General features: G+C 69.9%; 24 protein-coding genes. 5 read left to right on the top strand and 19 right to left on the bottom strand.

Annotated features, from left to right (window positions below; translation table 11 throughout):
* Nucleotides 1–63 precede the first annotated feature (63 nt).
* Nucleotides 64–609: a hypothetical protein gene (locus tag CCN72_RS21955; RefSeq protein WP_086808995.1), complete on the top strand. Its 546-nt coding sequence runs from the start codon at nt 64–66 to the stop codon at nt 607–609.
* Between the two features lie 110 nt (nt 610–719).
* On the opposite strand, the gene nuoN is transcribed toward CCN72_RS21955, so the two are convergent.
* From nuoN to CCN72_RS21885, 14 genes are read right to left on the bottom strand one after another with little or no spacing between them, the layout of a single operon-like run.
* A complete protein-coding gene (nuoN, locus tag CCN72_RS21950; protein WP_085566064.1) occupies nt 720–2369 on the bottom strand; it encodes an NADH-quinone oxidoreductase subunit NuoN in 1650 nt (549 codons plus the stop codon).
* Entirely contained in the window at nt 2366–3937 is a 1572-nt protein-coding gene (locus tag CCN72_RS21945) for an NADH-quinone oxidoreductase subunit M (RefSeq protein WP_086808994.1), read from the bottom strand. Before CCN72_RS21945 ends, nuoN begins: the two co-directional genes overlap by 4 nt.
* A gap of 5 nt (nt 3938–3942) precedes the next feature.
* On the bottom strand, nt 3943–5838 hold the full coding sequence (gene nuoL, locus CCN72_RS21940; protein WP_086808993.1) for an NADH-quinone oxidoreductase subunit L: 1896 nt from the start codon (nt 5836–5838) through the stop codon (nt 3943–3945).
* Nucleotides 5839–5853: 15 nt separating this feature from the next.
* The gene (gene nuoK, locus CCN72_RS21935; RefSeq protein WP_037658575.1) at nt 5854–6153 is read right to left on the bottom strand and encodes an NADH-quinone oxidoreductase subunit NuoK; all 300 of its coding nucleotides are present in this window, start codon (nt 6151–6153) and stop codon (nt 5854–5856) included.
* Entirely contained in the window at nt 6150–6992 is an 843-nt protein-coding gene (locus CCN72_RS21930; protein ID WP_086808992.1) for an NADH-quinone oxidoreductase subunit J, read from the bottom strand. Before CCN72_RS21930 ends, nuoK begins: the two co-directional genes overlap by 4 nt.
* The gene (gene nuoI, locus CCN72_RS21925; protein ID WP_086808991.1) at nt 6989–7633 is read right to left on the bottom strand and encodes an NADH-quinone oxidoreductase subunit NuoI; all 645 of its coding nucleotides are present in this window, start codon (nt 7631–7633) and stop codon (nt 6989–6991) included. The genes CCN72_RS21930 and nuoI overlap by 4 nt, the downstream gene beginning before the upstream one ends.
* Nucleotides 7626–9002, bottom strand: a complete 1377-nt coding sequence (gene nuoH / locus CCN72_RS21920) for an NADH-quinone oxidoreductase subunit NuoH (RefSeq protein WP_085566059.1) — start codon at nt 9000–9002, stop codon at nt 7626–7628. The genes nuoI and nuoH overlap by 8 nt, the downstream gene beginning before the upstream one ends.
* On the bottom strand, nt 8999–11503 hold the full coding sequence (locus CCN72_RS21915) for an NADH-quinone oxidoreductase subunit G (RefSeq protein WP_086808990.1): 2505 nt from the start codon (nt 11501–11503) through the stop codon (nt 8999–9001). The genes nuoH and CCN72_RS21915 overlap by 4 nt, the downstream gene beginning before the upstream one ends.
* Nucleotides 11500–12849, bottom strand: coding sequence for an NADH-quinone oxidoreductase subunit NuoF (gene nuoF / locus CCN72_RS21910; protein ID WP_208638061.1), 1350 nt, complete (start codon nt 12847–12849; stop codon nt 11500–11502). Before nuoF ends, CCN72_RS21915 begins: the two co-directional genes overlap by 4 nt.
* Complete coding sequence (gene nuoE / locus CCN72_RS21905; RefSeq protein WP_161219983.1) at nt 12846–13628, bottom strand: NADH-quinone oxidoreductase subunit NuoE; 783 nt, start codon at nt 13626–13628, stop codon at nt 12846–12848. The genes nuoF and nuoE overlap by 4 nt, the downstream gene beginning before the upstream one ends.
* Entirely contained in the window at nt 13625–14947 is a 1323-nt protein-coding gene (locus tag CCN72_RS21900) for an NADH-quinone oxidoreductase subunit D (RefSeq protein ID WP_085566056.1), read from the bottom strand. The genes nuoE and CCN72_RS21900 overlap by 4 nt, the downstream gene beginning before the upstream one ends.
* Nucleotides 14944–15702 (bottom strand): NADH-quinone oxidoreductase subunit C, encoded by a 759-nt coding sequence (locus CCN72_RS21895; RefSeq protein WP_086808988.1) that lies wholly within the window; start codon nt 15700–15702, stop codon nt 14944–14946. The genes CCN72_RS21900 and CCN72_RS21895 overlap by 4 nt, the downstream gene beginning before the upstream one ends.
* On the bottom strand, nt 15699–16253 hold the full coding sequence (locus CCN72_RS21890) for a NuoB/complex I 20 kDa subunit family protein (protein WP_009190037.1): 555 nt from the start codon (nt 16251–16253) through the stop codon (nt 15699–15701). The genes CCN72_RS21895 and CCN72_RS21890 overlap by 4 nt, the downstream gene beginning before the upstream one ends.
* A gap of 15 nt (nt 16254–16268) precedes the next feature.
* Nucleotides 16269–16628 (bottom strand): NADH-quinone oxidoreductase subunit A, encoded by a 360-nt coding sequence (locus CCN72_RS21885; protein ID WP_030494815.1) that lies wholly within the window; start codon nt 16626–16628, stop codon nt 16269–16271.
* A 669-nt stretch (nt 16629–17297) separates the two neighbouring features.
* Here CCN72_RS21885 and CCN72_RS21880 point away from each other — a divergent pair.
* Together CCN72_RS21880 and def are read left to right on the top strand one after the other, a co-directional pair.
* Complete coding sequence (locus CCN72_RS21880) at nt 17298–18128, top strand: C40 family peptidase (protein ID WP_085566054.1); 831 nt, start codon at nt 17298–17300, stop codon at nt 18126–18128.
* 152 nt (nt 18129–18280) lie between these two features.
* Nucleotides 18281–18904: a peptide deformylase gene (gene def / locus CCN72_RS21875; protein ID WP_086808987.1), complete on the top strand. Its 624-nt coding sequence runs from the start codon at nt 18281–18283 to the stop codon at nt 18902–18904.
* Here def and CCN72_RS21870 read toward each other — a convergent pair whose 3' ends face one another.
* Complete coding sequence (locus tag CCN72_RS21870; RefSeq protein WP_085566052.1) at nt 18905–20188, bottom strand: geranylgeranyl reductase family protein; 1284 nt, start codon at nt 20186–20188, stop codon at nt 18905–18907.
* Between the two features lie 97 nt (nt 20189–20285).
* On the opposite strand from CCN72_RS21870, the gene CCN72_RS21865 reads away from it, so the two are divergent.
* Entirely contained in the window at nt 20286–20816 is a 531-nt protein-coding gene (locus CCN72_RS21865) for a GNAT family N-acetyltransferase (RefSeq protein ID WP_086808986.1), read from the top strand.
* A gap of 109 nt (nt 20817–20925) precedes the next feature.
* Nucleotides 20926–21234, top strand: coding sequence for a PASTA domain-containing protein (locus tag CCN72_RS21860; protein WP_086808985.1), 309 nt, complete (start codon nt 20926–20928; stop codon nt 21232–21234).
* A 47-nt stretch (nt 21235–21281) separates the two neighbouring features.
* Here the strand turns inward: CCN72_RS21860 and CCN72_RS21855 are convergent, their stop codons facing one another.
* From CCN72_RS21855 to CCN72_RS21840, 4 genes are all read right to left on the bottom strand, one after another.
* Entirely contained in the window at nt 21282–21974 is a 693-nt protein-coding gene (locus CCN72_RS21855; RefSeq protein ID WP_037658609.1) for a demethylmenaquinone methyltransferase, read from the bottom strand.
* A gap of 93 nt (nt 21975–22067) precedes the next feature.
* Nucleotides 22068–22670, bottom strand: coding sequence for a hypothetical protein (locus CCN72_RS21850; RefSeq protein WP_086808984.1), 603 nt, complete (start codon nt 22668–22670; stop codon nt 22068–22070).
* Between the two features lie 7 nt (nt 22671–22677).
* Nucleotides 22678–23877 carry a cyclic dehypoxanthinyl futalosine synthase gene (gene mqnC, locus CCN72_RS21845; protein WP_037658612.1) on the bottom strand — a complete coding sequence of 400 codons (1200 nt, stop codon included), beginning with the start codon at nt 23875–23877 and terminating at the stop codon, nt 22678–22680.
* 42 nt (nt 23878–23919) lie between these two features.
* Nucleotides 23920–24642, bottom strand: coding sequence for a prepilin peptidase (locus tag CCN72_RS21840; RefSeq protein ID WP_161220566.1), 723 nt, complete (start codon nt 24640–24642; stop codon nt 23920–23922).
* Nucleotides 24643–24669: the final 27 nt, after the last annotated feature.

Genomic DNA, 24669 nt, shown 5'->3' with positions numbered 1-24669 from the left:
GCCCCGGACCATCCTTCTCGGTGCGACCCCGTCTCCTCCCCCAGGAGCAAGGAGCCCCGCACGATGTCCGCTCACCTGACCAGACCCGCCCTCGCCCTCGTCGCCTCCACCGTCGCCCTCGGCCTCGCGACCTCCCCCGCCCGGGCCGACCGGGGGCCGGTCGACCCCTCCACCTGGAAGCAGCTCGCGACGACGGTGTCGGCCACCGCGAAGTACCGGTCCGTCCCGCTCGCCGTGGCCGCCGGATACCGGCCCAACCCCTGCACCATGGACATGAACGACGGCATGGGCGCCATGGGGTACCACTACATCAACCCCGAGTACTACGGCTCCCTCGACCCGGCCAAGCCCGCCGCCCTGCTCTACGAGGACGACGGCAAGGGCGGCCGCAGGCTCACCGGGGTGGAGTGGATCGTGAAGGCCGGCAAGAGCACCGCGCGGCCCACGATGTTCGGCCGGAAGTTCGAGGGCCCGATCACGGCGCACCACAACTCGACCATCCCGACCCACTACTCGCTGCACGCCTGGCTCTACAAGAACAACCCCAGCGGCCTGTTCTACGAGTGGAACCCCGACGTGAAGTGCCCCTATCCGGGCGCCCCGGGCTGAGCCGTACGGCACCCCGCGCGCCACGGCGCGGCACGCCACGGCAGCGCGAAGGCCCCGGTTCCGAAAAGACGGAACCGGGGCCCTCCTCGCGCACGGTGCGGTGAGCGCGCTCAGCGCACGAACACGCTCGCCTGGTTCGCCAGGTTCAGGAAGTACTGCGGTGCCACCCCCAGCACCAGCGTGACCGCCACGCCGAGCCCGATCGCCAGCATCGTGAGCGGCGACGGCACGGCCACCGTCGGCCCCTCCGGCTTGGGCTCACTGAAGAACATCAGCACGATCACCCGGATGTAGAAGAACGCCGCGATCGCCGAGGAGATCACACCGATGACGACCAGCGGGGCCGCGCCTCCGGCCGCCGCCGCCTTGAACACGGCGAACTTCCCCGCGAAGCCGGAGGTCAGCGGGATACCGGCGAAGGCCAGCAGGAACACCGCGAAGACCGCCGCCACCAGCGGGGAACGCCGGCCGAGCCCGGCCCACTTGGACAGATGGGTCGCCTCGCCGCCCGCGTCCCGCACCAGCGTGACCACCGCGAAGGCGCCGATCGTCACGAACGAGTAGCCGGCCAGATAGAACAGAACCGACGACACGCCGTTCTTCGAGGTCGCGATGACACCCGCGAGGATGAATCCGGCGTGCGCGATGGACGAGTACGCCAGCAGCCGCTTGATGTCGGTCTGGGTGATCGCCACGATCGCGCCGCCCAGCATGGTGATGATCGCCACCGCCCACATCACCGGCCGCCAGTCCCAGCGCATCCCCGGCAGCACCACGTACAGCAGCCGCAGCAGCGCGCCGAACGCGGCCACCTTGGTCGCCGCCGCCATGAAGCCGGTCACTGGGGTGGGCGCGCCCTGGTAGACATCGGGCGTCCACATGTGGAACGGCACCGCACCCACCTTGAACAGCAGGCCCATCACCAGCAGGGCCGCGCCGATGAGCAGCAGCGCGTCATTGCCCATGGTGTCGGCCAGCGCCGGGTTCACATCGGTGACCGAGCCGTCCACGACCTGGGCGATGCGCGCGTACGACACCGAGCCCGCGTAGCCGTACAGCAGCGCGATGCCGAACAGGGTGAACGCGGAGGCGAACGCGCCCAGCAGGAAGTACTTGACCGCGGCCTCCTGCGACATCAGCCGCTTGCGGCGGGCCAGCGCGCACAGCAGGTACAGCGGCAGGGAGAAGACCTCCAGCGCCACGAAGAGCGTCAGCAGGTCGTTCGCCGAGGTGAAGACCAGCATGCCGGAGACCGCGAAGAGCAGCAGCGGGAAGACCTCGGTGGTGGTGAACCCGGCCTTGACCGCGGCCTTCTCGGTGTCGCTGCCCGGCACGGCGGCGGCCTGCGCGGCGAAGGAGTCCACCCGGTTGCCATGCGCCTCCGGGTCGAGCCGGCGCTCGGCGAAGGTGAACAGGCCCACCAGACCGGCCAGCACGATGACGCCCTGGAGGAACAGCGAGGGGCCGTCGACCGCGATGGCGCCCATGGCGGCGACATGCGCCTTCGTGGTGCCGTATCCGTCGGCGGCGAGCCCGACGACCGCGGCGAACGCGGCGCACAGGGCGACGACCGACACGAACACCTGTGCGTAGTAGCGGGACCTGCGCGGCACGAACGCCTCGACCAGCACCCCGACCAGCGCGGCGCCGAGGAGGATCAGCGTGGGCGACAATTGCCCGTATTCGATCTTCGGCGCGCCGATCTGGGGGATGCGGTCGGCAGCGGTTGTCCACAGGCTGTGGACGGCTGGGGTGCTCACTTGGCCGCCTCCACCTCGGGCTTGGGGTCCTTCTTCTGGACGTCGGACATGGTGTGCTTGACCGCCGGGTTGACGATGTTCGTCACGGGCTTCGGATAGACGCCCAGGAAGATCAGCAGCACGATCAGCGGGGCCACGACCAGGACCTCACGCACCCGCAGATCGGGCATCGTGGAGACCTCGGGCTTCACCGGACCGGTCATGGTGCGCTGGTAGAGCACCAGGGTGTAGAGCGCGGCGAGCACGATGCCGAGGGTGGCGATGATCCCGATCACCGGATAGCGCGTGAACGTGCCGACCAGGACGAGGAATTCGCTCACGAACGGCGCGAGGCCGGGCAGCGACAGGGTGGCCAGGCCGCCGATCAGGAAGGTGCCGGCGAGCACCGGGGCGACCTTCTGCACCCCGCCGTAGTCAGCGATGAGCCGCGAGCCGCGCCGGGAGATCAGGAACCCGGCGACCAGCATCAACGCGGCCGTGGAGATGCCGTGGTTGACCATGTAGAGGGTGGCGCCGGACTGGCCCTGGCTGGTCATCGCGAAGATGCCCATGATGATGAAGCCGAAGTGGGAGATCGACGCGTACGCCACCAGGCGCTTGATGTCCCGCTGGCCGACCGCGAGCAGCGCGCCGTAGACGATGCTGATCAGCGCCAGGACGAGGATCACCGGCGTGGCCCACCTGCTGGCCTCCGGGAACAGCCCGAGGCAGAAGCGGAGCATCGCGAAGGTGCCCACCTTGTCGACCACCGCCGTGATGAGGACGGCGACCGGGGCGGTGGACTCCTGCATGGCGTTGGGCAGCCAGGTGTGCAGCGGCCACAGCGGCGCCTTCACCGCGAAGGCGAAGAAGAAACCGAGGAACAGCCAGCGTTCGGTGCTCGTCGCCATGTGCAGCGAGCCGCTCGCCCGCGCCTCGGCGATCTGCTGGAGGGAGAAGTTCCCGGCGACCACATAGAGGCCGATCACCGCGGCCAGCATGATCAGACCGCCGACCAGGTTGTAGAGGAGGAACTTCACCGCCGCGTACGAACGCTGGGTGGCGGCCGCCTCCTCGCCCTGGGCGTGGGCGCGGTCCCCGAAGCCGCCGATGAGGAAGTACATCGGGATCAGCATGGCTTCGAAGAAGATGTAGAAGAGGAAGACGTCGGTGGCCTCGAAGGAGATGAGGACCATCGCCTCGACCGCCAGGATCAGCGCGAAGAAGCCCTGGGTGGGGCGCCAGCGGCGGCTGCCGGTCTCCAGCGGGTCGGCGTCGTGCCAGCCCGCCAGGATGATGAACGGGATCAGTACGGCGGTCAGCGCGATCAGCGCCACCCCGATGCCGTCCACGCCCAGCTCGTAGCGGACCCCGAAGTCGCGGATCCAGGAATGGGATTCGGTGAGCTGGTAGCGGGCGCCGCCCGGGTCGAAGCGGACCAGGACGGTGATCGCCAGCGCGAGCGTGCCGAGCGAGACGAGCAGGGCCAGCCACTTGGCGGCGGTGCGCCGCGCGGCCGGTACGGCGGCCGTGGCGACGGCTCCCAGGGCGGGGAGCGCCGCCGTCGCTGTCAGCAGGGGAAAGGACATCGGTATCAGACCGCCCTCATCAGCAGGGTCGCGGCGACCAGGAGTGCCGCGCCGCCGAACATCGAGACCGCGTAGGAGCGGGCGAAGCCGTTCTGGAGCCGGCGCAGCCGTCCGGACAGACCGCCGAAGCCGGCCGCCGTGCCGTTGACGACCCCGTCGACCAGGCTGTGGTCGAGGTAGACCAGGGAGCGCGTGAGGTGTTCGCCGCCGCGCACCAGGACCACATGGTTGAAGTCGTCCTGGAGCAGATCGCGGCGGGCCGCCCGGGTGAGCAGCGAGCCGCGCGGGGCGACGGCCGGGACGGGCTTGCGGCCGTACTGCGCCCAGGCGATGCCCACGCCGATGACCAGGCACACCATCGTGGCGATCGTGACCTCCCCGGCGCTGACCGGGGAGTGGCCCTCGCTGTGGCCGGTGACCGGCTCCAGCCACTTGAGGAAGCGGTCGCCGATGCTGAAGAAGGCACCGCCGAGGACCGAGCCGACGGCCAGCACGATCATCGGGATCGTCATGGTCTTCGGGGACTCGTGCGGATGCGGTTCATGACCCTCGGCGTCGGGCTGCCAGCGCTTCTCGCCGAAGAACGTCATCAGCATCACGCGCGTCATGTAGAAGGCGGTGATGGCCGCGCCCACCAGGGCCGCGCCGCCGAGGATCCAGCCCTCGGTGCCGCCCTTGGCGAAGGCCGCCTCGATGATCTTGTCCTTGGAGAAGAAGCCGGACAGGCCCGGGAAGCCGATGATGGCGAGGTAGCCGAGGCCGAAGGTGATGAAGGTGACCGGCATGTACTTCCGCAGGCCACCGAACTTGCGCATGTCGACCTCGTCGTTCATGCCGTGCATCACGGAGCCCGCGCCGAGGAACAGCCCGGCCTTGAAGAAGCCGTGGGTCACCAGGTGCATGATCGCGAAGACGTAGCCGATGGGGCCGAGGCCCGCGGCGAGCACCATGTAGCCGATCTGCGACATGGTGGAGCCGGCCAGCGCCTTCTTGATGTCGTCCTTGGCGCAACCGACGATCGCACCGAAGAGCAGCGTGACCGTGCCCACCACGGTGACGACGAGCTGGGCGTCCGGCGCCGCGTTGAAGACGGCCGCCGAGCGGACGATCAGATAGACGCCCGCGGTCACCATGGTCGCCGCGTGGATCAGGGCCGAGACCGGGGTCGGGCCCTCCATCGCGTCACCGAGCCAGGACTGGAGCGGCACCTGGGCGGACTTGCCGCACGCGGCCAGCAGCAGCATCAGGCCGATCGCGGTGAGCTTGCCCTGGGAGGCGCCGTCGACATGGCCGAAGACCGGGCCGAAGGCGAAGCTGCCGAAGGTGGTGAACATCAGCATGATCGCGATCGACAGGCCCATGTCGCCGACGCGGTTGACCAGGAACGCCTTCTTGGCGGCCGTGGCGGCGCTGGGCTTGTGCTGCCAGAAGCCGATCAGCAGGTACGAGGCGAGACCGACGCCCTCCCAGCCGACGTACAGCAGCAGGTAGTTGTCGGCGAGGACGAGCAGCAGCATGGCCGCGAGGAACAGGTTCAGATAACCGAAGAAGCGGCGGCGCCGTTCGTCGTGCTCCATGTACCCGACCGAGTACAGATGGATCAGCGAGCCGACGCCGGTGATCAGCAGGACGAAGGTCATCGACAGCTGGTCGAGGCGGAAGGTGACGTCCGCCTGGAAGCTCTCGACCGGGATCCAGGTCCACAAGTGCTGGATCAGCGTGCGGTGTTCGGCGTTCTTGCCGAGCAGGTCGGCGAAGAGGAGCAGGCCGATGACGAAGGACGCGGTCGACAGCAGGGTGCCGATCCAGTGGCCGACGCGGTCCAGGCGCCGGCCGCCGACCAGGAGGGCGGCTGCTCCGAGCAGGGGCGCCGCGATGAGCAGCGCGATCAGTTTCTCCACGATTCTCCCGACCCCTTACAGCTTCATCAGGCTGGCGTCGTCGACCGAGGCCGAGTGGCGGGTACGGAACAGCGACACGATGATCGCGAGGCCCACCACGACCTCCGCGGCGGCGACGACCATCGTGAAGAAGGCGATGACCTGGCCGTCGAGGTTGCCGTGCAGCCGGGAGAAGGTGACGAACGCGAGATTGCAGGCGTTCAGCATCAGCTCGATGCACATGAAGACCACGATGGCGTTGCGCCGGATCAGTACGCCGGTGGCGCCGATCGTGAACAACAGGCCCGCGAGATACAGATAGTTGACCGGGTTCACTTCGACGCCTCCTCGGGCCGCTTGAACGTCTCCGGTTCGATCGGTGTCCGCTCCAGGCGCTCCGTGGAACGCTGTTCCAGCGCCCGCAGATCGTTGATGGCCTCCGTGGACACGTCCCGGATCTGGCCGCGTTCGCGCAGGGTCTTGCTGACGGTCAGCTCGGAGGGGGTGCCGTCGGGGAGCAGGCCCGCGATGTCCACCGCGTTGTGCCGGGCGTAGACACCCGGGGCGGGCAGCGGCGGCAGGTGCTTGCCCTCGCGGACGCGCTGTTCGGCCAGCTCGCGCTGGGTCTTGGCGCGCTCGGTGCGCTCCCGGTGGGTGAGCACCATGGCGCCGACGGCGGCCGTGATCAGCAGGGCGCCGGTGATCTCGAAGGCGAAGACGTACTTGGTGAAGATGAGGGCGGCGAGGCCCTCCACATTGCCGTTGGCGTTCGCCTGGCCGGTGCCCGCGAAGTCCTTCAGGGAGGCGTTGGCGATCCCGGCGAGCAGCAGCACGCCGAAGCCGACCCCGCACAGCAGGGCCAGCCAGCGCTGGCCTTTGATGGTCTCCTTCAGCGAGTCCGCGGCGGTGACGCCGACGAGCATCACCACGAACAGGAACAGCATCATGATCGCGCCGGTGTAGACGACGATCTGTACGACGCCCAGGAAGTAGGCGCCGTTGGCGAGGTAGAACACCGCCAGGATGATCATGGTCCCGGCGAGGCTGAGCGCGCTGTGCACGGCCTTCTTCATGAAGACGGTGCACAGGGCGCCGATCACCGCGACGGTGCCGAGCACCCAGAACTGGAAGGCCTCACCGGTGGAGGTCGTATAGGCGGCGAGCTGCGCGCTCATGCGTCCACCTCCTGGTCCGCTGCCGTGTCCGCGTCGGAGGCCCCGGAGCCCTCGGCGCCCTCGGCCTCCTCGCCCTTGGAGACCGCGGCCTGGCGGACCGTGCCGGGCGCGGCCTGGGTGACCAGTCCCCGGTAGTAGTCCTCCTCGGTGGTGCCCGGGAAGATGGAGTGCGGCGCCTCGACCATGCCCTCGTCGAGGCCGGCCAGCAGCTGCTCCTTGGTGTAGATGAGGTTCGCGCGGCTGGAGTCGGCCAGTTCGAACTCATTGGTCATCGTCAGCGCGCGGGTGGGGCACGCCTCGATGCACAGCCCGCACAGGATGCAGCGGGCGTAGTTGATCTGGTAGACGCGGCCGTAGCGCTCGCCCGGCGAGTAGCGTTCCTCGTCGGTGTTGTCGGCGCCCTCCACATAGATGGCGTCGGCGGGGCAGGCCCAGGCGCACAGCTCGCAGCCGACGCACTTCTCCAGGCCGTCCGGATGGCGGTTGAGCTGGTGCCGTCCGTGGAAACGGGGAGCGGTGGTCTTCTTCTGCTCCGGGTACTGCTCGGTGAGCCGCTTCTTGAACATGGCCTTGAAGGTCACGCCGAAGCCGGCCACGGGGTTCTGGAAACCGGGCTTGGTCTCCTTGGGTTCCTCAGCCATCGGACGCCTCCTTTCCATCCGAAGATCCCTCTGACGATCCGTCACTCACAGTGTCGGGCCCGCCACTGACAATCAGCTCCCGCTCCCGCCCCGAGCGGCGCCTGGGCACCGGCGGCAGCTCCTGTCCGGGCAGCGGCGGCACCGGGAATCCGCCCGCCATCGGGTCGAACCCGGCCTGGTCCGCGGCCGCCTGCTCGACCGCCTGCGCCTTCTCGCGGAAGATGTCGACGACGAAGGAGATCAGCAGCAGGGCGAGCACCCCGCCGCCCACATAGAGGGCGATGTCGGCGAAGCCGTAGTGCTCGTTGCGCAGCGCCCGTACGGACGCGACGAGCATCAGCCAGGTCACCGAGACCGGGATCAGGACCTTCCAGCCGAGCTTCATCAGCTGGTCGTAGCGGACCCGGGGCAGGGTGCCGCGCAGCCAGATGAAGAAGAACAGCAGCAGCTGCACCTTGATGACGAACCAGAGCATCGGCCACCAGCCGTGGTTGGCGCCCGCCCAGAAGGTGCTGATCGGCCAGGGGGCCCGCCAGCCGCCGAGGAAGAGGGTGGTGGAGACGGCGGAGACCGTCACCATGTTCACGTACTCGGCGAGCATGAACATCGCGAACTTGATGGACGAGTACTCGGTGTTGAAACCGCCCACCAGGTCGCCCTCGGACTCCGGCATGTCGAAGGGGGCGCGGTTGGTCTCGCCGACCATGGTGACGATGTAGAGGAGGAAGGAGACCGGCAGCAGCAGGATGTACCAGCGGTCGTGCTGCTGGGCCACGATCGTCGACGTCGACATGGAGCCCGAGTAGAGGAACACCGAGGCGAACGCGGCGCCCATGGCGATCTCGTAGGAGATCATCTGCGCGCAGGAGCGCAGACCGCCCAGCAGCGGATACGTGGAGCCGGAGCTCCAGCCCGCGAGGACGATGCCGTAGATGCCGACCGAGGCGACCGCGAGGATGTAGAGCATCGCGATCGGCAGGTCGGTGAGCTGCATCGTGGTACGGGTGCCGAAGATGGAGATCTCGTGGTCGGCGGGGCCGAACGGGATCACCGCGATCGCCATGAAGGCCGGGATGGCCGCCACGATCGGTGCGAGGACGTAGACGACCTTGTCCGCGCGGCGGACGATCAGGTCCTCCTTGAGCATCAGTTTCACACCGTCGGCGAGCGACTGGAGCATGCCCCAGGGGCCGTGCCGGTTGGGTCCGATGCGCAGTTGCATCCAGGCGACGACCTTGCGTTCCCAGACGATGGAGAACAGCACGGTCACCATCAGGAAGGCGAAGCAGAAGACCGCCTTGACGACGACCAGCCACCAGGGGTCGCGGCCGAACATCGAGAGGTCTTCAGCGGCGAGGTACGGGCTCATGCCTCCACCTCCTTGGGGGCCGCCTCGGCGGGGGCCGCCGGGCCGATGCGGACGAGGTTGCCGGGCTGTGCCCCGGTGTCGGAGGCGACGCCGCCGCCGACGGAGTTCAGCGGGAGCCAGACCACCCGGTCGGGCATCTCACCGATCTGGAGCGGGAGTTCGACGGTGCCGGCGGGTCCGGTGACGGCGAGGAACTCGCCCTCCGCGACCCCCGCCTCGGCGGCCGTGGCGGCCGAGAGACGGGCCCGCGCGGCGCGCCGGGTGCCGGCCAGCGCCTCGTCGCCCTCCTGGAGCAGGCCCTGGTCGAGCAGCAGCCGGTGGCCCGCCAGTACGGCCTCCCCGGCGGCCGGGCGCGGTACGGCGCCCGCGGCCTCCCGGGGCTCGGTGGCGTACGGCCCGTCCCAGGAGCCGAGCCGGTCGATCTCCGCGCGGATGGTGCGCAGGTCCGGCAGCCCCAGGTGGGCGTCCATAGCGTCGGCCAGCATGTGCAGCACCCGGGCGTCGGTCGGGGCCAGCCGGCGGGTCATCTGCTCCGGCTTGAGCGCGGCCTCGAAGGAGCGCACCCTGCCCTCCCAGTTGAGGAAGGAGCCCGCCTTCTCGGCGACCGCGGCGACCGGCAGGACGACATCGGCGCGTTCGGTGACCTCGCTGGGCCGCAGCTCCAGCGAGACCAGGAAGCCGACCTGGTCCAGCGCCTCGCGGGCGCGGGCCGGGTCGGGCAGGTCGGTGACCTCGACGCCGGCCACCACCAGGGCCGCGAGCCCGCCGTCCGCGGCGGCCTCGACGATCCGCTCGGTGTCACGGCCGTAGCCCAGCGGTAGTTCGGACAGTCCCCAGGCGCCGGCCACCTCGGCGCGGGCGCGCGGGTCGGTCGCGGGGCGGCCGCCCGGCAGCAGCGCGGGCAGCGCGCCGACCTCCAGGGCGCCGCGCTCCCCGGCCCGGCGCGGGATCCACACCAGCCGGGCGCCGGTCGCGGTCGCGGCCCGTACGGCGGCGGTGAACCCGCCGGTGACCGAGGCCAGCCGCTCGCCGACGACGATGACGGCGCCCTCGCCGCGCAGCGCCTCGGCGGCCCGGGTGCCGGGGGCCTCCAGGTCGACGCCGCTGGCGAGCGCGTCCAGCCACTCGGTCTCGGTGCCGGGCGCGGCCGGCAGCAGGGTGCCGCCCGCCTTCTGAAGGCCCCGGGTGGCGTGCGTGGCCAGCGAGAACACCAGCTGCTTGTGCTTCCGCCAGGCCTTGCGCAGCCGCAGGAAGACGCCGGGGGCCTCCTCCTCCGACTCGAAGCCGACGAGGAGCACGGCGGGCGCCTTCTCCAGCGCGCCGTACGTGACCCCCGTACCCGCCAGGTCACGCCCGCGGCCCGCGACGGTGGCGGCGAGGAAGCCCGCCTCCTCGGCGCTGTGCACCCGTGCGCGGAAATCGATGTCGTTGGTGTCCAGGGCGACCCGCGCGAACTTGCTGTACGCGTAGGCGTCCTCGACGGTCAGCCGGCCGCCGGTCAGGACGGCGGCCCGGGAGCGGGCGGCGGTCAGACCGCGGGCGGCGGCCTCCAGCGCCTCCGGCCAGGACGCGGGCTCCAGGACGCCGTCGGCGCCGCGCACCAGCGGGGTGTCGAGGCGGTCCTTGAGCTGGGCGTAGCGGAAGCCGAAGCGCCCCTTGTCGCAGATCCACTCCTCGTTGACCTCGGGGTCGTTGGCCGCGAGCCGCCGCATGACCTTGCCGCGCCGGTGGTCGGTGCGGGTGGCGCAGCCGCCCGCGCAGTGCTCGCACACCGAGGGCGAGGAGACCAGGTCGAAGGGGCGGGAGCGGAAGCGGTACGCCGCCGAGGTGAGCGCTCCCACCGGGCAGATCTGGATGGTGTTCCCGGAGAAGTACGACTCGAACGGGTCGCCCTCGCCGGTGCCGACCTGCTGGAGCGCGCCCCGCTCGATCAGCTCGATCATCGGGTCGCCCGCGATCTGGTTGGAGAACCGGGTGCAGCGCGCGCACAGCACACAGCGCTCGCGGTCCAGCAGCACCTGGCTGGAGATCGGGACCGGCTTCTCGTAGGTGCGCTTGCGGCCCTCGAAGCGTGACTCGGCGTTGCCGTGCGACATGGCCTGGTTCTGCAGCGGGCACTCGCCGCCCTTGTCGCAGACCGGGCAGTCCAGCGGGTGGTTGATGAGCAGCAGCTCCATCACACCGTGCTGGGCCTTCTCGGCGACCGGGGAGGTCAGCTGGGTGCGCACCACCATGCCGTCGGTGCAGGTGATGGTGCAGGAGGCCATCGGCTTGCGCTGGCCCTCCACCTCCACGATGCACTGTCGGCAGGCGCCGGCCGGGTCCAGCAGCGGGTGGTCGCAGAAGCGGGGGATCTCGATCCCGAGCTGTTCGGCGGCCCGGATGACCAGGGTGCCCTTGGGCACGCTGATCTCGATGCCGTCGATCGTCAGCGCGACGAGGTCTTCCGGCGGGAGGGCCGCCTCTCCGCCACCCGCGGGAGCGTTGGTGGTCACGGTCATGCGTTCACCTCCGGGCGGTCCGCCCAGGCCGTCGACTTGGCCGGGTCGAAGGGGCAGCCCCGGCCCGTGATGTGCTGCTCGTACTCCTCGCGGAAGTACTTCAGCGAGGAGAAGATCGGGGAGGCCGCGCCGTCGCCGAGGGCGCAGAAGGACTTGCCGTTGATGTTGTCGGCGATGTCCGCGAGCTTGTCCAGGTCGGACCTGGCGCCCTTGCCGGCCTCGATGTCCCGCAGCAACTGCACCAGCCAGTACGTCCCTTCGCGGCAGGGTGTGCACTTGCCGCAGGACTCATGGGCGTAGAACTCGGTCCAGCGGGTGACCGCGCGGACCACGCAGGTGGTCTCGTCGAAGCACTGCAGGGCCTTGGTGCCGAGCATGGAGCCGGCGGCGCCGACGCCCTCGTAGTCGAGCGGCACATCGAGGTGTTCGGCGGTGAACATCGGGGTGGAGGAGCCGCCCGGCGTCCAGAACTTCAGCCGGTGGCCCGCGCGCATCCCGCCGCTCATCTCCAGGAGCTGGCGCAGGGTGACGCCGAGCGGTGCCTCGTACTGGCCGGGGCTCGTGACATGCCCGCTGAGCGAGTAGAGCGTGAAGCCCGGGGACTTCTCGCTGCCCATCGCCCTGAACCACTCTTTCCCGTTCTTCAGGATCGCGGGAACCGAGGCGATGGACTCGACGTTGTTCACCACAGTGGGGCAGGCGTACAGCCCCTCGACGGCGGGGAAGGGGGGACGCAGCCGCGGCTGGCCGCGGCGGCCTTCGAGCGAGTCGAGCAGCGCGGTCTCCTCGCCGCAGATGTACGCGCCGGCCCCGGCGTGCACGGTGAGGTCGAGGTTCAGACCGCTGCCGAGGATGTCCTCGCCGAGGAAGCCGGCCGCGTAGGCCTCGCGGACGGCCTCGTGCAACCGCCGCAGGACCGGGACCACTTCACCCCGGAGGTAGATGAAGGCATGCGAGGACCGGATGGCGTAGCACGCGATCACGATGCCCTCGATGAGGCTGTGCGGGTTCGCGTACAGAAGCGGGATGTCCTTGCAGGTGCCCGGCTCCGACTCGTCGGCGTTGACGACGAGATAGTGCGGCTTGCCATCGCCCTGCGGGATGAACTGCCACTTCATCCCGGTCGGGAAGCCCGCGCCGCCGCGGCCGCGCAGCCCGGATTCCTTGACGTAGGCGATCAGGTCGTCGGGCGACATGGCGAGCGCCTTGCGCAGCCCCTCGTACCCTTCGTGCCGCCGGTAGACGTCCAGGGACCAGGAGCGGTCCTCGTCCCAGAAGGCCGACAGCACGGGTGCCAGCAGCTTCTCGGGGCTGGAGTCCTTGAGTTCGGCTGCCACGCTCATCACTCCCCCTCCTCTTCGGCCCGGCGGGAGGACGGCCCGTCCTGGGATTCCTGGCTGCGGGGATGGACCACGCGCGGGGGTGCGGACTCGCCCTTGGCCAGGCGCAGGCCGACCAGCGAGGCGGGTCCGGCGCTGCCGCCCTCCTCGACGGCTCCGGGCCGCTCGTCCGGGAAGCCGGCCAGAATGCGGGCGGTCTCCTTGAAGGTGCACATCCGCGCGCCGCGGGTGGGCCGCACCTCCCGGCCCGCGCGCAGGTCGTCCACCAGGTCCCGGGCGCTGCCGGGCGTCTGGTTGTCGAAGAACTCCCAGTTGACCATCACGACCGGCGCGAAGTCGCAGGCCGCGTTGCACTCGATGTGCTCCAGGGTGACCTTGCCGTCGTCGGTGGTCTCCCCGTTGCCCACGCCCAGGTGTTCCTGGAGGGACTCGAAGATCGCGTCGCCGCCCATCACCGCGCACAGGGTGTTGGTGCACACCCCGACCTGGTAGTCGCCGGAGGGCCGGCGCCGGTACATGGTGTAGAAGGTGGCTACCGCGGTGACCTCGGCGGTGGTCAGGCCGAGCGTCTCCGCGCAGAACCGCATTCCGGTGCGCGTGACATGGCCCTCCTCGGACTGCACGAGGTGGAGCAGCGGCAGCAGGGCGGAGCGGGAGTCCGGGTAGCGCGCCACGATCTCGCGCGCGTCCGCCGCAAGGCGTTCCCGTACGTCGTCCGGGTAGGCGGGCGCGGGCGGTTCGGGCATGCCCAGGCTGACGCCGTGCTCCGAAGAAGAGGTGGTCACCGGTCGACGCCTCCCATCACGGGGTCGATGGACGCGACGGCGACGATCACGTCGGCGACCTGGCCGCCCTCGCACATCGCCGCCATGGCCTGAAGATTGGTGAAGGACGGGTCGCGGAAGTGGACCCGGTAGGGGCGGGTGCCGCCGTCGGAGACCGCGTGCACACCGAGTTCGCCCTTGGGGGACTCGACGGCCGCGTACGCCTGGCCCGGCGGGACCCGGAAGCCCTCGGTGACCAGCTTGAAGTGGTGGATCAGGGCCTCCATGGAGGTGCCCATGATCTTCTTGATGTGGTCGAGGGAGTTGCCGAGTCCGTCCGGGCCGAGGGCCAGCTGGGCGGGCCAGGCGATCTTCTTGTCGGCGACCATGACCGGGCCGGGCGCCAGCCGGTCCAGGCACTGCTCGATGATCCCGAGCGACTGGCGCATCTCCTCCAGTCGGATCAGGAAGCGGCCGTAGGCGTCGCAGCTGTCGGCGGTGGGGACCTCGAAGTCGTACGTCTCGTAGTCGCAGTACGGCTGGGTCTTGCGCAGGTCGTGCGGCAGGCCGGTGGCGCGCAGGATCGGGCCGGTCGCGCCGAGGGCCATGCAGCCGGCCAGGTCGAGATAGCCGACGTCCTGCATACGGGCCTTGAAGATCGGGTTCCCGGTGGCGAGTTTGTCGTACTCCGGGATGTTTCGGCGCATCTTCTTGACGAACTCGCGGATCTGGTCGACCGCGCCGGGCGGCAGGTCCTGGGCGAGTCCGCCGGGGCGGATGTACGCGTGGTTCATCCGCAGGCCGGTGATCAGTTCATAGAGATCGAGAATCATTTCACGATCACGGAAGCCGTAGATCATGATCGTGGTCGCGCCCAGTTCCATGCCGCCGGTGGCGATGCACACCAGGTGGGAGGACATCCGGTTCAGCTCCATCAGGAGCACCCGGATGATCTTGGCGCGGTCGGTGATGTCGTCCTCGACGCCGAGGAGCTTCTCGACGGCGAGGCAGTAGGCGGTCTCGTTGAAGAAGGACGTCAGGTAATCCATGCGCGTGACGAAGGTGGTGCCCTGCGTCCAGGTGCGGAATTCGAGGTTCTTCTCGATGCCGGTGTGCAGATAGCCGATGCCGCAGCGGGCCTCGGTGACCGTCTCGCCGTCGATCTCCAGGATCAGCCGGAGCACCCCGTGGGTGGAGGGGTGCTGGGGACCCATGTTGACGACGATGCGCTCGTCGTCGGAGCGGGCCGCCGACTGGACGACCTCGTCCCAGTCGCCACCGGTGACCGTGTAGACGGTGCCCTCGGTGGTTTCGCGTGCCGATGCGGACTCAGTGCTCACGAGTACGACCTCCGCTGGTCCGGAGCCGGGATCTGGGCGCCCTTGTACTCGACGGGGATGCCGCCGAGCGGGTAGTCCTTGCGCTGCGGGTGGCCCGGCCAGTCGTCCGGCATCATGATCCGCGTCAGGGCCGGGTGGCCGTCGAAGACGATCCCGAAGAAGTCGTACGTCTCGCGCTCGTGCCAGTCGTTGGTGGGATAGACGGGCACCAGGGACGGGATGTGCGGGTCGGCGTCCGGGGCGCTGACCTCCAGGCGGATCAGCCGGTTGTGGGTGATCGAGCGCAGGTGGTAGACGGCGTGCAGCTCGCGGCCCTTGTCGCCCGGGTAGTGCACACCGCTGACACCGGTGCACAGTTCGAAGCGCAGGGCGGGGTCGTCGCGCAGGGTGCGGGCGACGCGCGGCAGGTGCTCGCGCTCGATGTGGAAGGTGAGTTCGCCGCGGTCGACGATCGTCTTCTCGATGGCGTTGTCCGGCAGCAGGCCCTGTTCCTCCAGGGCGCCCTCCAGCTCGTCGGCGACCTCGTCGAACCATCCGCCGTAGGGCCGGCTCGCCGGTCCGGGCAGCCGGACCGAGCGGACCAGGCCCCCGTAGCCGGAGGTGTCGCCGCCGTTGTTGGCGCCGAACATGCCGCGCTGGACGCGGATCTCCTCGCCGCCCTGGCCGCGCTGGCCGGGGAGGTTGGAGGCGGAGAGGTCCTTCTCGGGGTTCACCCCGTTCGTCCCGTCGCCGTGGGTGCCGTTCGCGTCGCTCACCGCAGCAGCCCCTTCATCTCGATGGTGGGCAGGGCCTTGAGCGCCGCCTCCTCCGCCTCGCGGGCCGCCTCCTCGGCGTTCACCCCGAGCTTGGTGGACTGGATCTTCTGGTGGAGCTTGAGGATCGCGTCCATCAGCATCTCGGGCCGGGGCGGGCAGCCGGGGAGGTAGATGTCGACCGGGACGATGTGGTCGACGCCCTGGACGATCGCGTAGTTGTTGAACATGCCGCCCGAGGAGGCGCAGACGCCCATGGAGATCACCCACTTGGGATTGGGCATCTGGTCGTAGACCTGCCGCAGCACCGGCGCCATCTTCTGGCTGACCCGGCCGGCCACGATCATCAGGTCCGCCTGGCGCGGTGAACCGCGGAACACCTCCATGCCGAAGCGCGCCAGGTCATAGCGGCCGGCGCCGGTGGTCATCATCTCGATGGCACAGCAGGCCAGGCCGAAGGTGGCCGGGAAGACGGATGCCTTGCGCACCCAGCCCGCGGCCTGTTCCACGGTGGTCAGCAGGAAGCCGCTCGGCAGCTTTTCTTCGAGTCCCATGTCTTATATGGCCCCTCAGTCCCATTCCAGGCCGCCGCGCCGCCATACGTACGCGTACGCGACGAAGACGGTGAGCACGAAGAGCAACATCTCCACGAGCCCGAAAAGCCCCAGGGCGTCGAAGGTGACGGCCCAGGGGTAGAGGAAGACGATCTCGATGTCGAAGACGATGAAGAGCATCGCCGTCAGGTAGTACTTGATGGGGAAGCGCCCGCCGCCGGCCGGCGTGGGGGTCGGCTCGATGCCGCACTCGTAGGCTTCGAGCTTGGCGCGGTTGTACCGCTTCGGACCGATCAGCGTGGCCATGACCACGGAGAAGATCGCAAAGCCTGCCCCGAGGGCTCCCAGTACGAGGATGGGCGCATAAGCGTTCACCGCTCCTCGCTCCTCTCAGTCGGCACTGACTGCTGGCGGTTCGCTGGGCCGATGAAGATCGAGAACATGTGAAGCAGGTCACAAGCCCAACTGCTCCGCATCCTATGCCCGCCGATCTGTGATCTGCGACACGGGGTATTCCACAAGCTTTGTGATCTCCACCACCTGACGAAGGATCATGAAGTCGGATGATGGCTGATCTTCATACACGAAGCGTTCAGTTGATCACCAGAAGTGACAATTTCGCCTGTCGCCGCAGGCCAAAGCGGGCGTCTCAATATCAAGAGAGTTCGCCTGCATGCAAATTGGCGCTGAGCACTCGATCTTGATAGTGGATCTCGCACACACGTCGGCGTGTGCATGTGTTCACGAACTCCACCCACGCGCGGGACGCCGGCCCTCCGGCGAACGTTCCGTGACCTCGGTCACAGTCACAGCAGCCTCTCAGGAACCGGGGTTGGCCAACCACATCAACCGGTGGTAGGCGCGGGGCAATTCGGACGTAATGATCAAAGACCGTGATCAAGGGCTTGATCACGGGCGTCCGCAATGTCCGTTACGGCGTCAATAAAGGGCGACACGCCCGGGGTTTGAGGTCTCGATCGTGCAACTGTGGCGCAGCACACGTTTCTTGAAGATATGGAGGAGCCCCTGATACCGGTTGTTCCCATGTCCCACACCGCTCACATACGCAGCCACCGGAAGCCCCGCCGCAGCGCGTCGTCCCTCGCGATGCGGACCGGAGTTGCCGGTGGCGTCCTCAGCACCCTGGCAGTCGCCGGGGCCGCCGGTTCGGCCAACGCGGCCGAGCCGGTGACGCAGACCCTCGAACTGCCCACCCTGACGGCCGACCTGGCCACGCAGGCCGCCCAGTCCGCGGACGCCACCCAGCAGGCCGCGGCGAACTACCAGCTCCAGGCCGAGCGCGACGCCGCCGCCGCGAAGGCCGCGAAGCAGGCCAAGGCGGACCTCGCCGACGCCAAGCAGAAGGCCGCCGAGGCCAAGAAGAAGGCCGAGGAGACCGCCCGCAAGGCCGCCGCCGAGCGCGCCTCGCGCAGCACGACCCGGATCGCCCTCACGGCCGACGACACCTCCGGTTCCACCTCCGCGAGCACCGGCACCAGCACCGGCTCCTCCACGGCCACCGGTTCCGCCGCCGCCGTCATCAGCTTCGTCAAGGCGCAGTTGGGCAAGGCGTACGTCTCCGGCGCCACCGGCCCCTCCGCCTACGACTGCTCGGGCCTGGTGCAGACCGCCTTCAAGCAGGTCGGCGTGAGCCTGCCGCGTGTCTCGCAGGACCAGTCGACCGCCGGCACCCAGGTCTCGCTGAGCAACCTCCAGCCGGGCGACATCCTGTACTGGGGCAGCGCGGGCAGCGCGTACCACGTCGCGGTGTACGTGGGCGACGGCATGTTCGTCGGCGCGCAGAACCCGTCCTCCGGCGTCTCCGAGCACCCGCTGTCGTACGACCAGCCGACGGGCGCCGTGCGCGTGCTCTGAGGTATCCCGTACCGTTTCGCATACTTGAGGCGCGTTTCGCACCTCACGCAGGGCCGCAGCCGCTCGGGGGCAGCGGCCCTGTGGCGTTCCCTGGCATGCTCGGGCCGGACCGCCGGACGGCGGTTTCGTCCACGAGTGAAGGAGAAGACGCGATGCCACGCGTGTTCGTACAGGGCGCCCCTGTCGCCGAGTTCCCCCGGTACGCCCCCGAGGCCGGGCGCGGCGCGGTGCGCAGGATCACCGAGGTCGGCGAGGCGGTGCTGCACAAGCCGTGCCGGGACGTCACGGAGTTCGGACCCGATCTCGCGGCGCTCATCGACGACATGTTCCGCACGATGTACGTCGCCGAGGGTGCCGGGCTCGCCGCGAATCAGGTCGGGGTCGATCTGCGCCTTTTCGTGTACGACTGCCCCGATGACGATGGAAACCGGCATGTCGGACACATCGTCAACCCTGTGCTGGAATCGCCCCTGCGCGGGCGACGGCTGCTGGACGAGGGCGAGGGCTGTCTGTCGGTGCCGGGCGCGATGATGGCGCTGCCCAGGCCGGACCGGGCGCTGGTGCGCGGCCGGGACCGGAACGGCAATCCGCTGGAGGTCGAGGGCACGGGCTACTTCGCCCGGTGCCTCGCGCACGAGACGGATCACACCAACGGGTACATCTACCTCGACCGGTTGACCAAGCGGGAGAAAAAGGACGCGCTGCGGCAGATGGGAGACCGGCGGGAGGAGGTTTACGCCCGCCGGTCCGCCCAAGAGGCCGCGCTCAGCGCCTGATCACGCCTTCGGGGTCACCTTCGTCAGGCCGTTGATGATCCGGTCCATCGCGTCGCCGCCCGTGGGATCGGTCAGGTTGGCCAGGAGTTTGAGGGTGAACTTCATCAGGACCGGGTGGGTCAGGCCGCGCTGGGCGGCGATCTGCATGACCTTGGGGTTGCCGATGAGCTTCACGAAGGCGCGGCCGAGGTTGTAGTAGCCGCCGTAGGTGTCCTTGAGGACGCGCGGGTAGCGCTGGAGGGCGATCTCCCGCTGGGCCGGCGTCGCCCGCGCGTGCGCCTGGACGATGACGTCGGCGGCGATCTGGCCGGACTCCATGGCGTAGGCGATGCCCTCGCCGTTGAAGGGGTTCACCAGGCCGCCGGCGTCGCCGACCAGCAGCAGGCCCTTGGTGTAGTGCGGCTGCCGGTTGAACGCCATCGGCAGCGCGGCGCCGCGGATCGGCCCGGTCATGTTCTCGGGGGTGTAGCCCCAGTCCTTGGGCATGGACGCGCACCAGGCCTTGAGGATCTCGCGCCAGTCCAGTTCCTTGAAGGCGGCGGAGGTGTTGAGGACGCCGAGGCCGACGTTGGACGTGCCGTCGCCCATGCCGAAGATCCAGCCGTAGCCGGGCAGCAGCCGCTCCTGCGAGCCGCGCCGGTCCCACAGCTCCAGCCAGGACTCCAGGTAGTCGTCGTCATGGCGGGGCGAGGTGAAGTACGTGCGCACCGCGACGCCCATCGGACGGTCCTCGCGGCGGTGCAGGCCCATCGCGAGGGACAGCCGGGTGGAGTTGCCGTCGGCCGCGACGACGAGCGGCGCGCGATAGCCGACCTCGCGCTTCTCCTCGCCGACCTTGGCCGTCACCCCGGTGATGCGGCCGGTTCGCTCGTCCACGATCGGCCCGGAGACATTGCAGCGCTCGTACAGCCGCGCGCCCGCCTTCTGCGCGTTTCGGGCCAGGATCTCGTCGAAGTCGTCGCGCTTGCGCACGAGTCCGTAGTTCGGGTACGCCGCGAGGTCCGGCCAGTCCAGCTGGAGGCGGGAGCCGCCGCCGATGATGCGCAGGCCCTTGTTGCGCAGCCAGCCGGCCTCCTCGGAGATGTCGATGCCCATGGCGACGAGCTGCTTGACCGCGCGGGGCGTGAGGCCGTCACCGCACACCTTCTCGCGCGGGAACTCCGTCTTCTCCAGGAGGAGTACGTCGAGACCGGCCTTGGCCAGGTGGTACGCGGTCGCGGAGCCGGCTGGGCCCGCGCCGACGACGATCACATCGGCGGAGTGGTCGGAGAGGGGCTCGGTCACGGCGGGATCTCCCCAAGTTCGAAATCTGCGTGCCGACGGGCACTGGACATGGGCAGTCTATTCAGCGGAATAGATCACCCGGCTGAAGGGCTGCCCTGTGAACCGACCTCTTCCCGCACCGCGGCTGCGCGTTCCCACCCATGAGGACGCCCTGGCCTGGCACCGGGTGTTCGCCGATCCCGAGGTGATGGAGTTCCACGGCGGCAAGCCCGCCCCGCTGTCCGTGTACGAGGAACTCACCGCGCGCCAGCGGCGGCACGACGCGGAACGGGGCTTCTGCCTCTGGACGATCCTGGACGAGTCCGACGAGGTCCTCGGCTTCACCGGCGCCCAGCCCTGGCTGCCGCAGTGGGGTCCGGCGGGCGCGATAGAGATCGGCTGGCGGCTCGGGCGGGCGCACTGGGGCAAGGGGTACGTCACCGCCGCCGCGCGCGAGACCCTGCGGCGGGTACGGGAGGCGGGCGTACCGGAGGTGGTGGCGATGGTACGGCCGGGCAATGAGCGGTCCATCGCGGTGACCCGGCGCCTGGGCATGCGGGCCGCGGAGACGTACCCGCATCCGACGCTGGCCGAGGACGCGCTCTGCTTCCGGCTGGAGCTCAACTGCCGTACCGATAACGCAGCGTAGCCATCTGTCACAGTATGACATCGGCGCCTTCCGGCCGGAAGGCGCCGGAGTTACCCTTCCAGTACCGCTGGGGGTGACATCTGTGCATATACCACCCAAAACACCCGATGTGCGTGTGCCGCGGCTGGTCGGTCTGATGGCCGTGGACGCGCGCGAGACCGCACGGGCCCGGGGGCTGTTCCTGACCGCGCCGGACCGCCCGGACTTCCACCGGGCGGTCGTGGACTACGTGGTACGCCAGTACCCGCCGCCCGGGGCGGAGGTGCCGGCGGACTCGGTGGTGTACGTGTGGTGCGACTTCGCGGAGGGCGAGGGCGGCGGAGGCGTGCGCGAACCACGCGTCCCCCGGCCGCCGACGGGCGGGCTCCAGCGGGAACTGGGGGAACCGGGGGACGCGTTCGAGATGATCGGCCGGTGAGGCCTTGAGGGTTTGAGGCCTTGAGGGTTTGAGGACTGTGCGGCGGCTCAGTCCTTGAAGCCGCGGTGCAGGGCGACGACGCCACCGGTGAGGTTGCGCCAGGCGACCCTGGACCAGCCGGCCTCGCGCAGCCGTTCGGCCAGACCGGGCTGGTTCGGCCAGGCGCGGATGGACTCGGCGAGGTAGACGTAGGCGTCCGGGTTCGAGGACACGGCGCGGGCGACCGGGGGCAGGGCGCGCATCAGGTACTCGGTGTAGACGGTCCGGAAGGGCGTCCAGGTCGGGTGCGAGAACTCGCAGATCACGACGCGTCCGCCGGGCCTGGTGACGCGGTACATCTCGCGCAGCGCGGCGTCGAAGTCCTGCACGTTGCGCAGGCCGAAGGAGATGGTCACGGCGTCGAAGGTGTCGTCCTTGAACGGCAGCTTCGTCGCGTCGCCCGCGGTGAACGGCAGCCAGGTGTGGCGCTTCTTGCCGACCTGGAGCATGCCGAGCGAGAAGTCGCAGGGCACGACGTAGGCGCCGGTGCGGGCGAAGGGGAGGGAGGAGGTGGCGGTTCCGGCGGCGAGGTCCAGGACCTTCTGCGCGGGGCGGGCGTCGACGGCCTGCGCGACTTCCTTGCGCCAGCGTCGGTCCTGTCCCAGGGACAGCACGTCATTGGTCAGGTCGTACCGTTCCGCCACGTTGTCGAACATCGAGGCGACTTCGTGCGGCTGCTTGTCCAGGGATGCGCGGGTCACTCGGCCATTGTCGCAGCCGCGTCCTGCGGAGCAGCTCCGGGTCGGGAAGTTTCGGGCGCTGCTCGCAGCTAGGGCGTCACCTGGCGAACCACCTCACCGGCGCCGATACAGCAGCCGACCCCGAATGACCGTCGCCACGCACGTCGACGCCCCCCGCTCCGCAAGCTCCCCCTCGTCCGCGACGTCGAACACGGCGAAGGACGCCACAGAACCCCGTTCCCGAGGCGCCGGTACCTCCGGTGGAATCCCGCATGCGAGGGGGTCCAGGGACGGCACCCCGCCGGGACGCCCCGTACGGGGCAGCACGTCGAGCCCGGTGCGCCGTACCGCGTCCGCCGCCGCCGGACGGCCCAGCGCGCCCGCCACCGCCACCGTCCCGTGCGCCAGCATCCGCTGCACCCCGCGCCGCGCGCTCCCGCCCCACCGGACGTCGTCCAGGGCGAGAGGGGCGAGCGCGTCGCCGGAGAGCGGCTCGGTGCCCAGTTCCCCGGCCTCCCGGGGGTCCGGGTGGTACGCCTCCTCCAGCAGCTCCGGGCCGTGGAGGTTGACGAACCCGGGCGTGAGGATCCCCGGCCACCGCCGCACCCGCGCCCGCGGATACCCGTCGGCCAGTTCCCCCAGCACTCCCGTGCCCACGACCCGCTCACCCTCGACGACGAGCGCGTGCCCCCTGGAGTCGGCGTGAATCGTCAGCACGGCGCGCTCAGTTGGCGGAGAGCAGCTTCAGCTCGGGATGCGCGGTGCCGCCCTCGATCGCCGTGGAGGAGATGTGCGAGACCACGCGGTCGTCGACCGGGTCGTTCGCCGGGTCCTCGTGCACGACCAGGTGCTCGTACGTCGTCGCGCGCTGCGCCGGCACCCGGCCCGCCTTGCGGATGAGGTCGATGATCTCCAGCCGGTTGGAGCGGTGCTTGGCACCGGCCGAGGAGACCACGTTCTCCTCCAGCATGATCGAGCCGAGGTCGTCCGCGCCGTAGTGCAGGGACAGCTGGCCGACCTCCTTGCCCGTGGTGAGCCAGGAGCCCTGGATGTGCTGGACGTTGTCCAGGAACAGCCGGGCGATGGCGATCATCCGCAGGTACTCGAAGAGCGTCGCCTGCGTACGGCCCTTGAGGTGGTTGTTCTCGGGCTGGTACGTGTACGGGATGAACGCGCGGAAGCCGCCCGTGCGGTCCTGGACCTCGCGGATCATCCGCAGGTGTTCGATGCGCTCGGCGTTGGTCTCGCCGGTGCCCATCAGCATGGTGGAGGTGGACTCCACCCCCAGGTTGTGCGCGGTCTCCATGATCTCCAGCCAGCGCTCGCCGCTCTCCTTGAGCGGGGCGATGGCCTTGCGCGGCCGCTCGGGCAGCAGCTCCGCGCCGGCGCCCGCGAACGAGTCGAGACCGGCCTCGTGGATCCGGGTGATGGCCTCCTCGACCGACACCCCGCTGATCCGGGCCATGTGCTCGACCTCGGACGCGCCCAGCGAGTGGATCACCAGCTGGGGGAAGGCGTCCTTGATGGCCTTGAAGTGCTTCTCGTAGTACTCGACGCCGTAGTCCGGGTGGTGGCCGCCCTGGAACATGATCTGGGTGCCGCCCAGCTCGACGGTCTCCGCACAGCGGCGCAGGATGTCGTCGAGGTCGCGGGTCCAGCCCTTGGCCGTGTCCTTGGGTGCCGCGTAGAAGGCGCAGAACCGGCAGGCCGTGACACACACGTTCGTGTAGTTGATGTTCCGCTCGATGATGTACGTCGCGATGTGCTCGATACCGGCGTACTTACGGCGGCGCACCGCGTCGGCGGCCGCGCCCAGCGCGTGCAGCGGGGCGTCACGGTAGAGGGCGACGGCCTCTTCCGGGGTGATCCGCCCACCGGCGGCGGCACGGTCGAGGACGGACTGGAGGTCGGCCTTCTCGGTCACCGGGGCGTCCCTTTCATCAGGGGATGGACGGACCGGACCAGCCTACGACAGCGCCGTATACGCGCCGATCAGCACCCCGGCAAGGGTTCCGCCCAGCAGGAACGGCCCGAACGCGACGCCCGTCTTCCGCGATGCCTTCCGTACGGCGACGAGCGCGCCGCCGTACAGGGCCCCGGCCAGGACCGCGGCGAACGTGCCGAGCAGCACCGTGGGCCAGCCGTACCATCCGAGCACGGCCCCCGCGCCGAGGGCCGACTTGGCGTCCCCGAGGCCCATCCCGCCCGGGTTCACCAGGTGCAGCACGGTGTATCCGGCGCCGAGCGCGAGGGCCCCGTACAGCGCGGTGGGCCAGTGCCCGGCGTGCCCGGGCAGCAGCGCGGCGAGCCCCAGCAGCGCGAGCGCGGCGGCGGCGAACGGCAGGGTCAGCACGTCGGGCAGCCGCCGTACCCGGACGTCGACCGCGCACAGCAGCACCCCCACCGGCGCGAGCGGCAGCCAGGCGAGCAGCTCGGGCCGGGGGCCGGTCGCGGCGGCGAGGGCGGCGCAGACCAGGGCGGTGAGAAGGGGAAGGAGCGGACCGGCGGGGGCCGGGCAGCCGGGACACGCCGTACGTCCCAGCCACCCGCGGATCACGTGCCCGTCCGCGCACCGCTCGCGCCAGGGTTCGTCGTCCGGTACGGCGAACCGGAAGGCGGCCCTGGGCAGTACGGCCCCCGCCGCCGCACCCCAGCACGCGGCGCCGGCCCACAGCAGCGCCTCGCTCATCCGGCTCGGCCCGCCCGGTGCCGGGCC

This window comes from Streptomyces murinus, from assembly GCF_002154555.1.
Taxonomy (GTDB): Bacteria; Actinomycetota; Actinomycetes; order Streptomycetales; family Streptomycetaceae; genus Streptomyces; species Streptomyces murinus.
The sequence above is the reverse complement of the archived record's forward strand: the minus strand, read 5'-3'. Positions and strand labels throughout refer to the sequence as shown.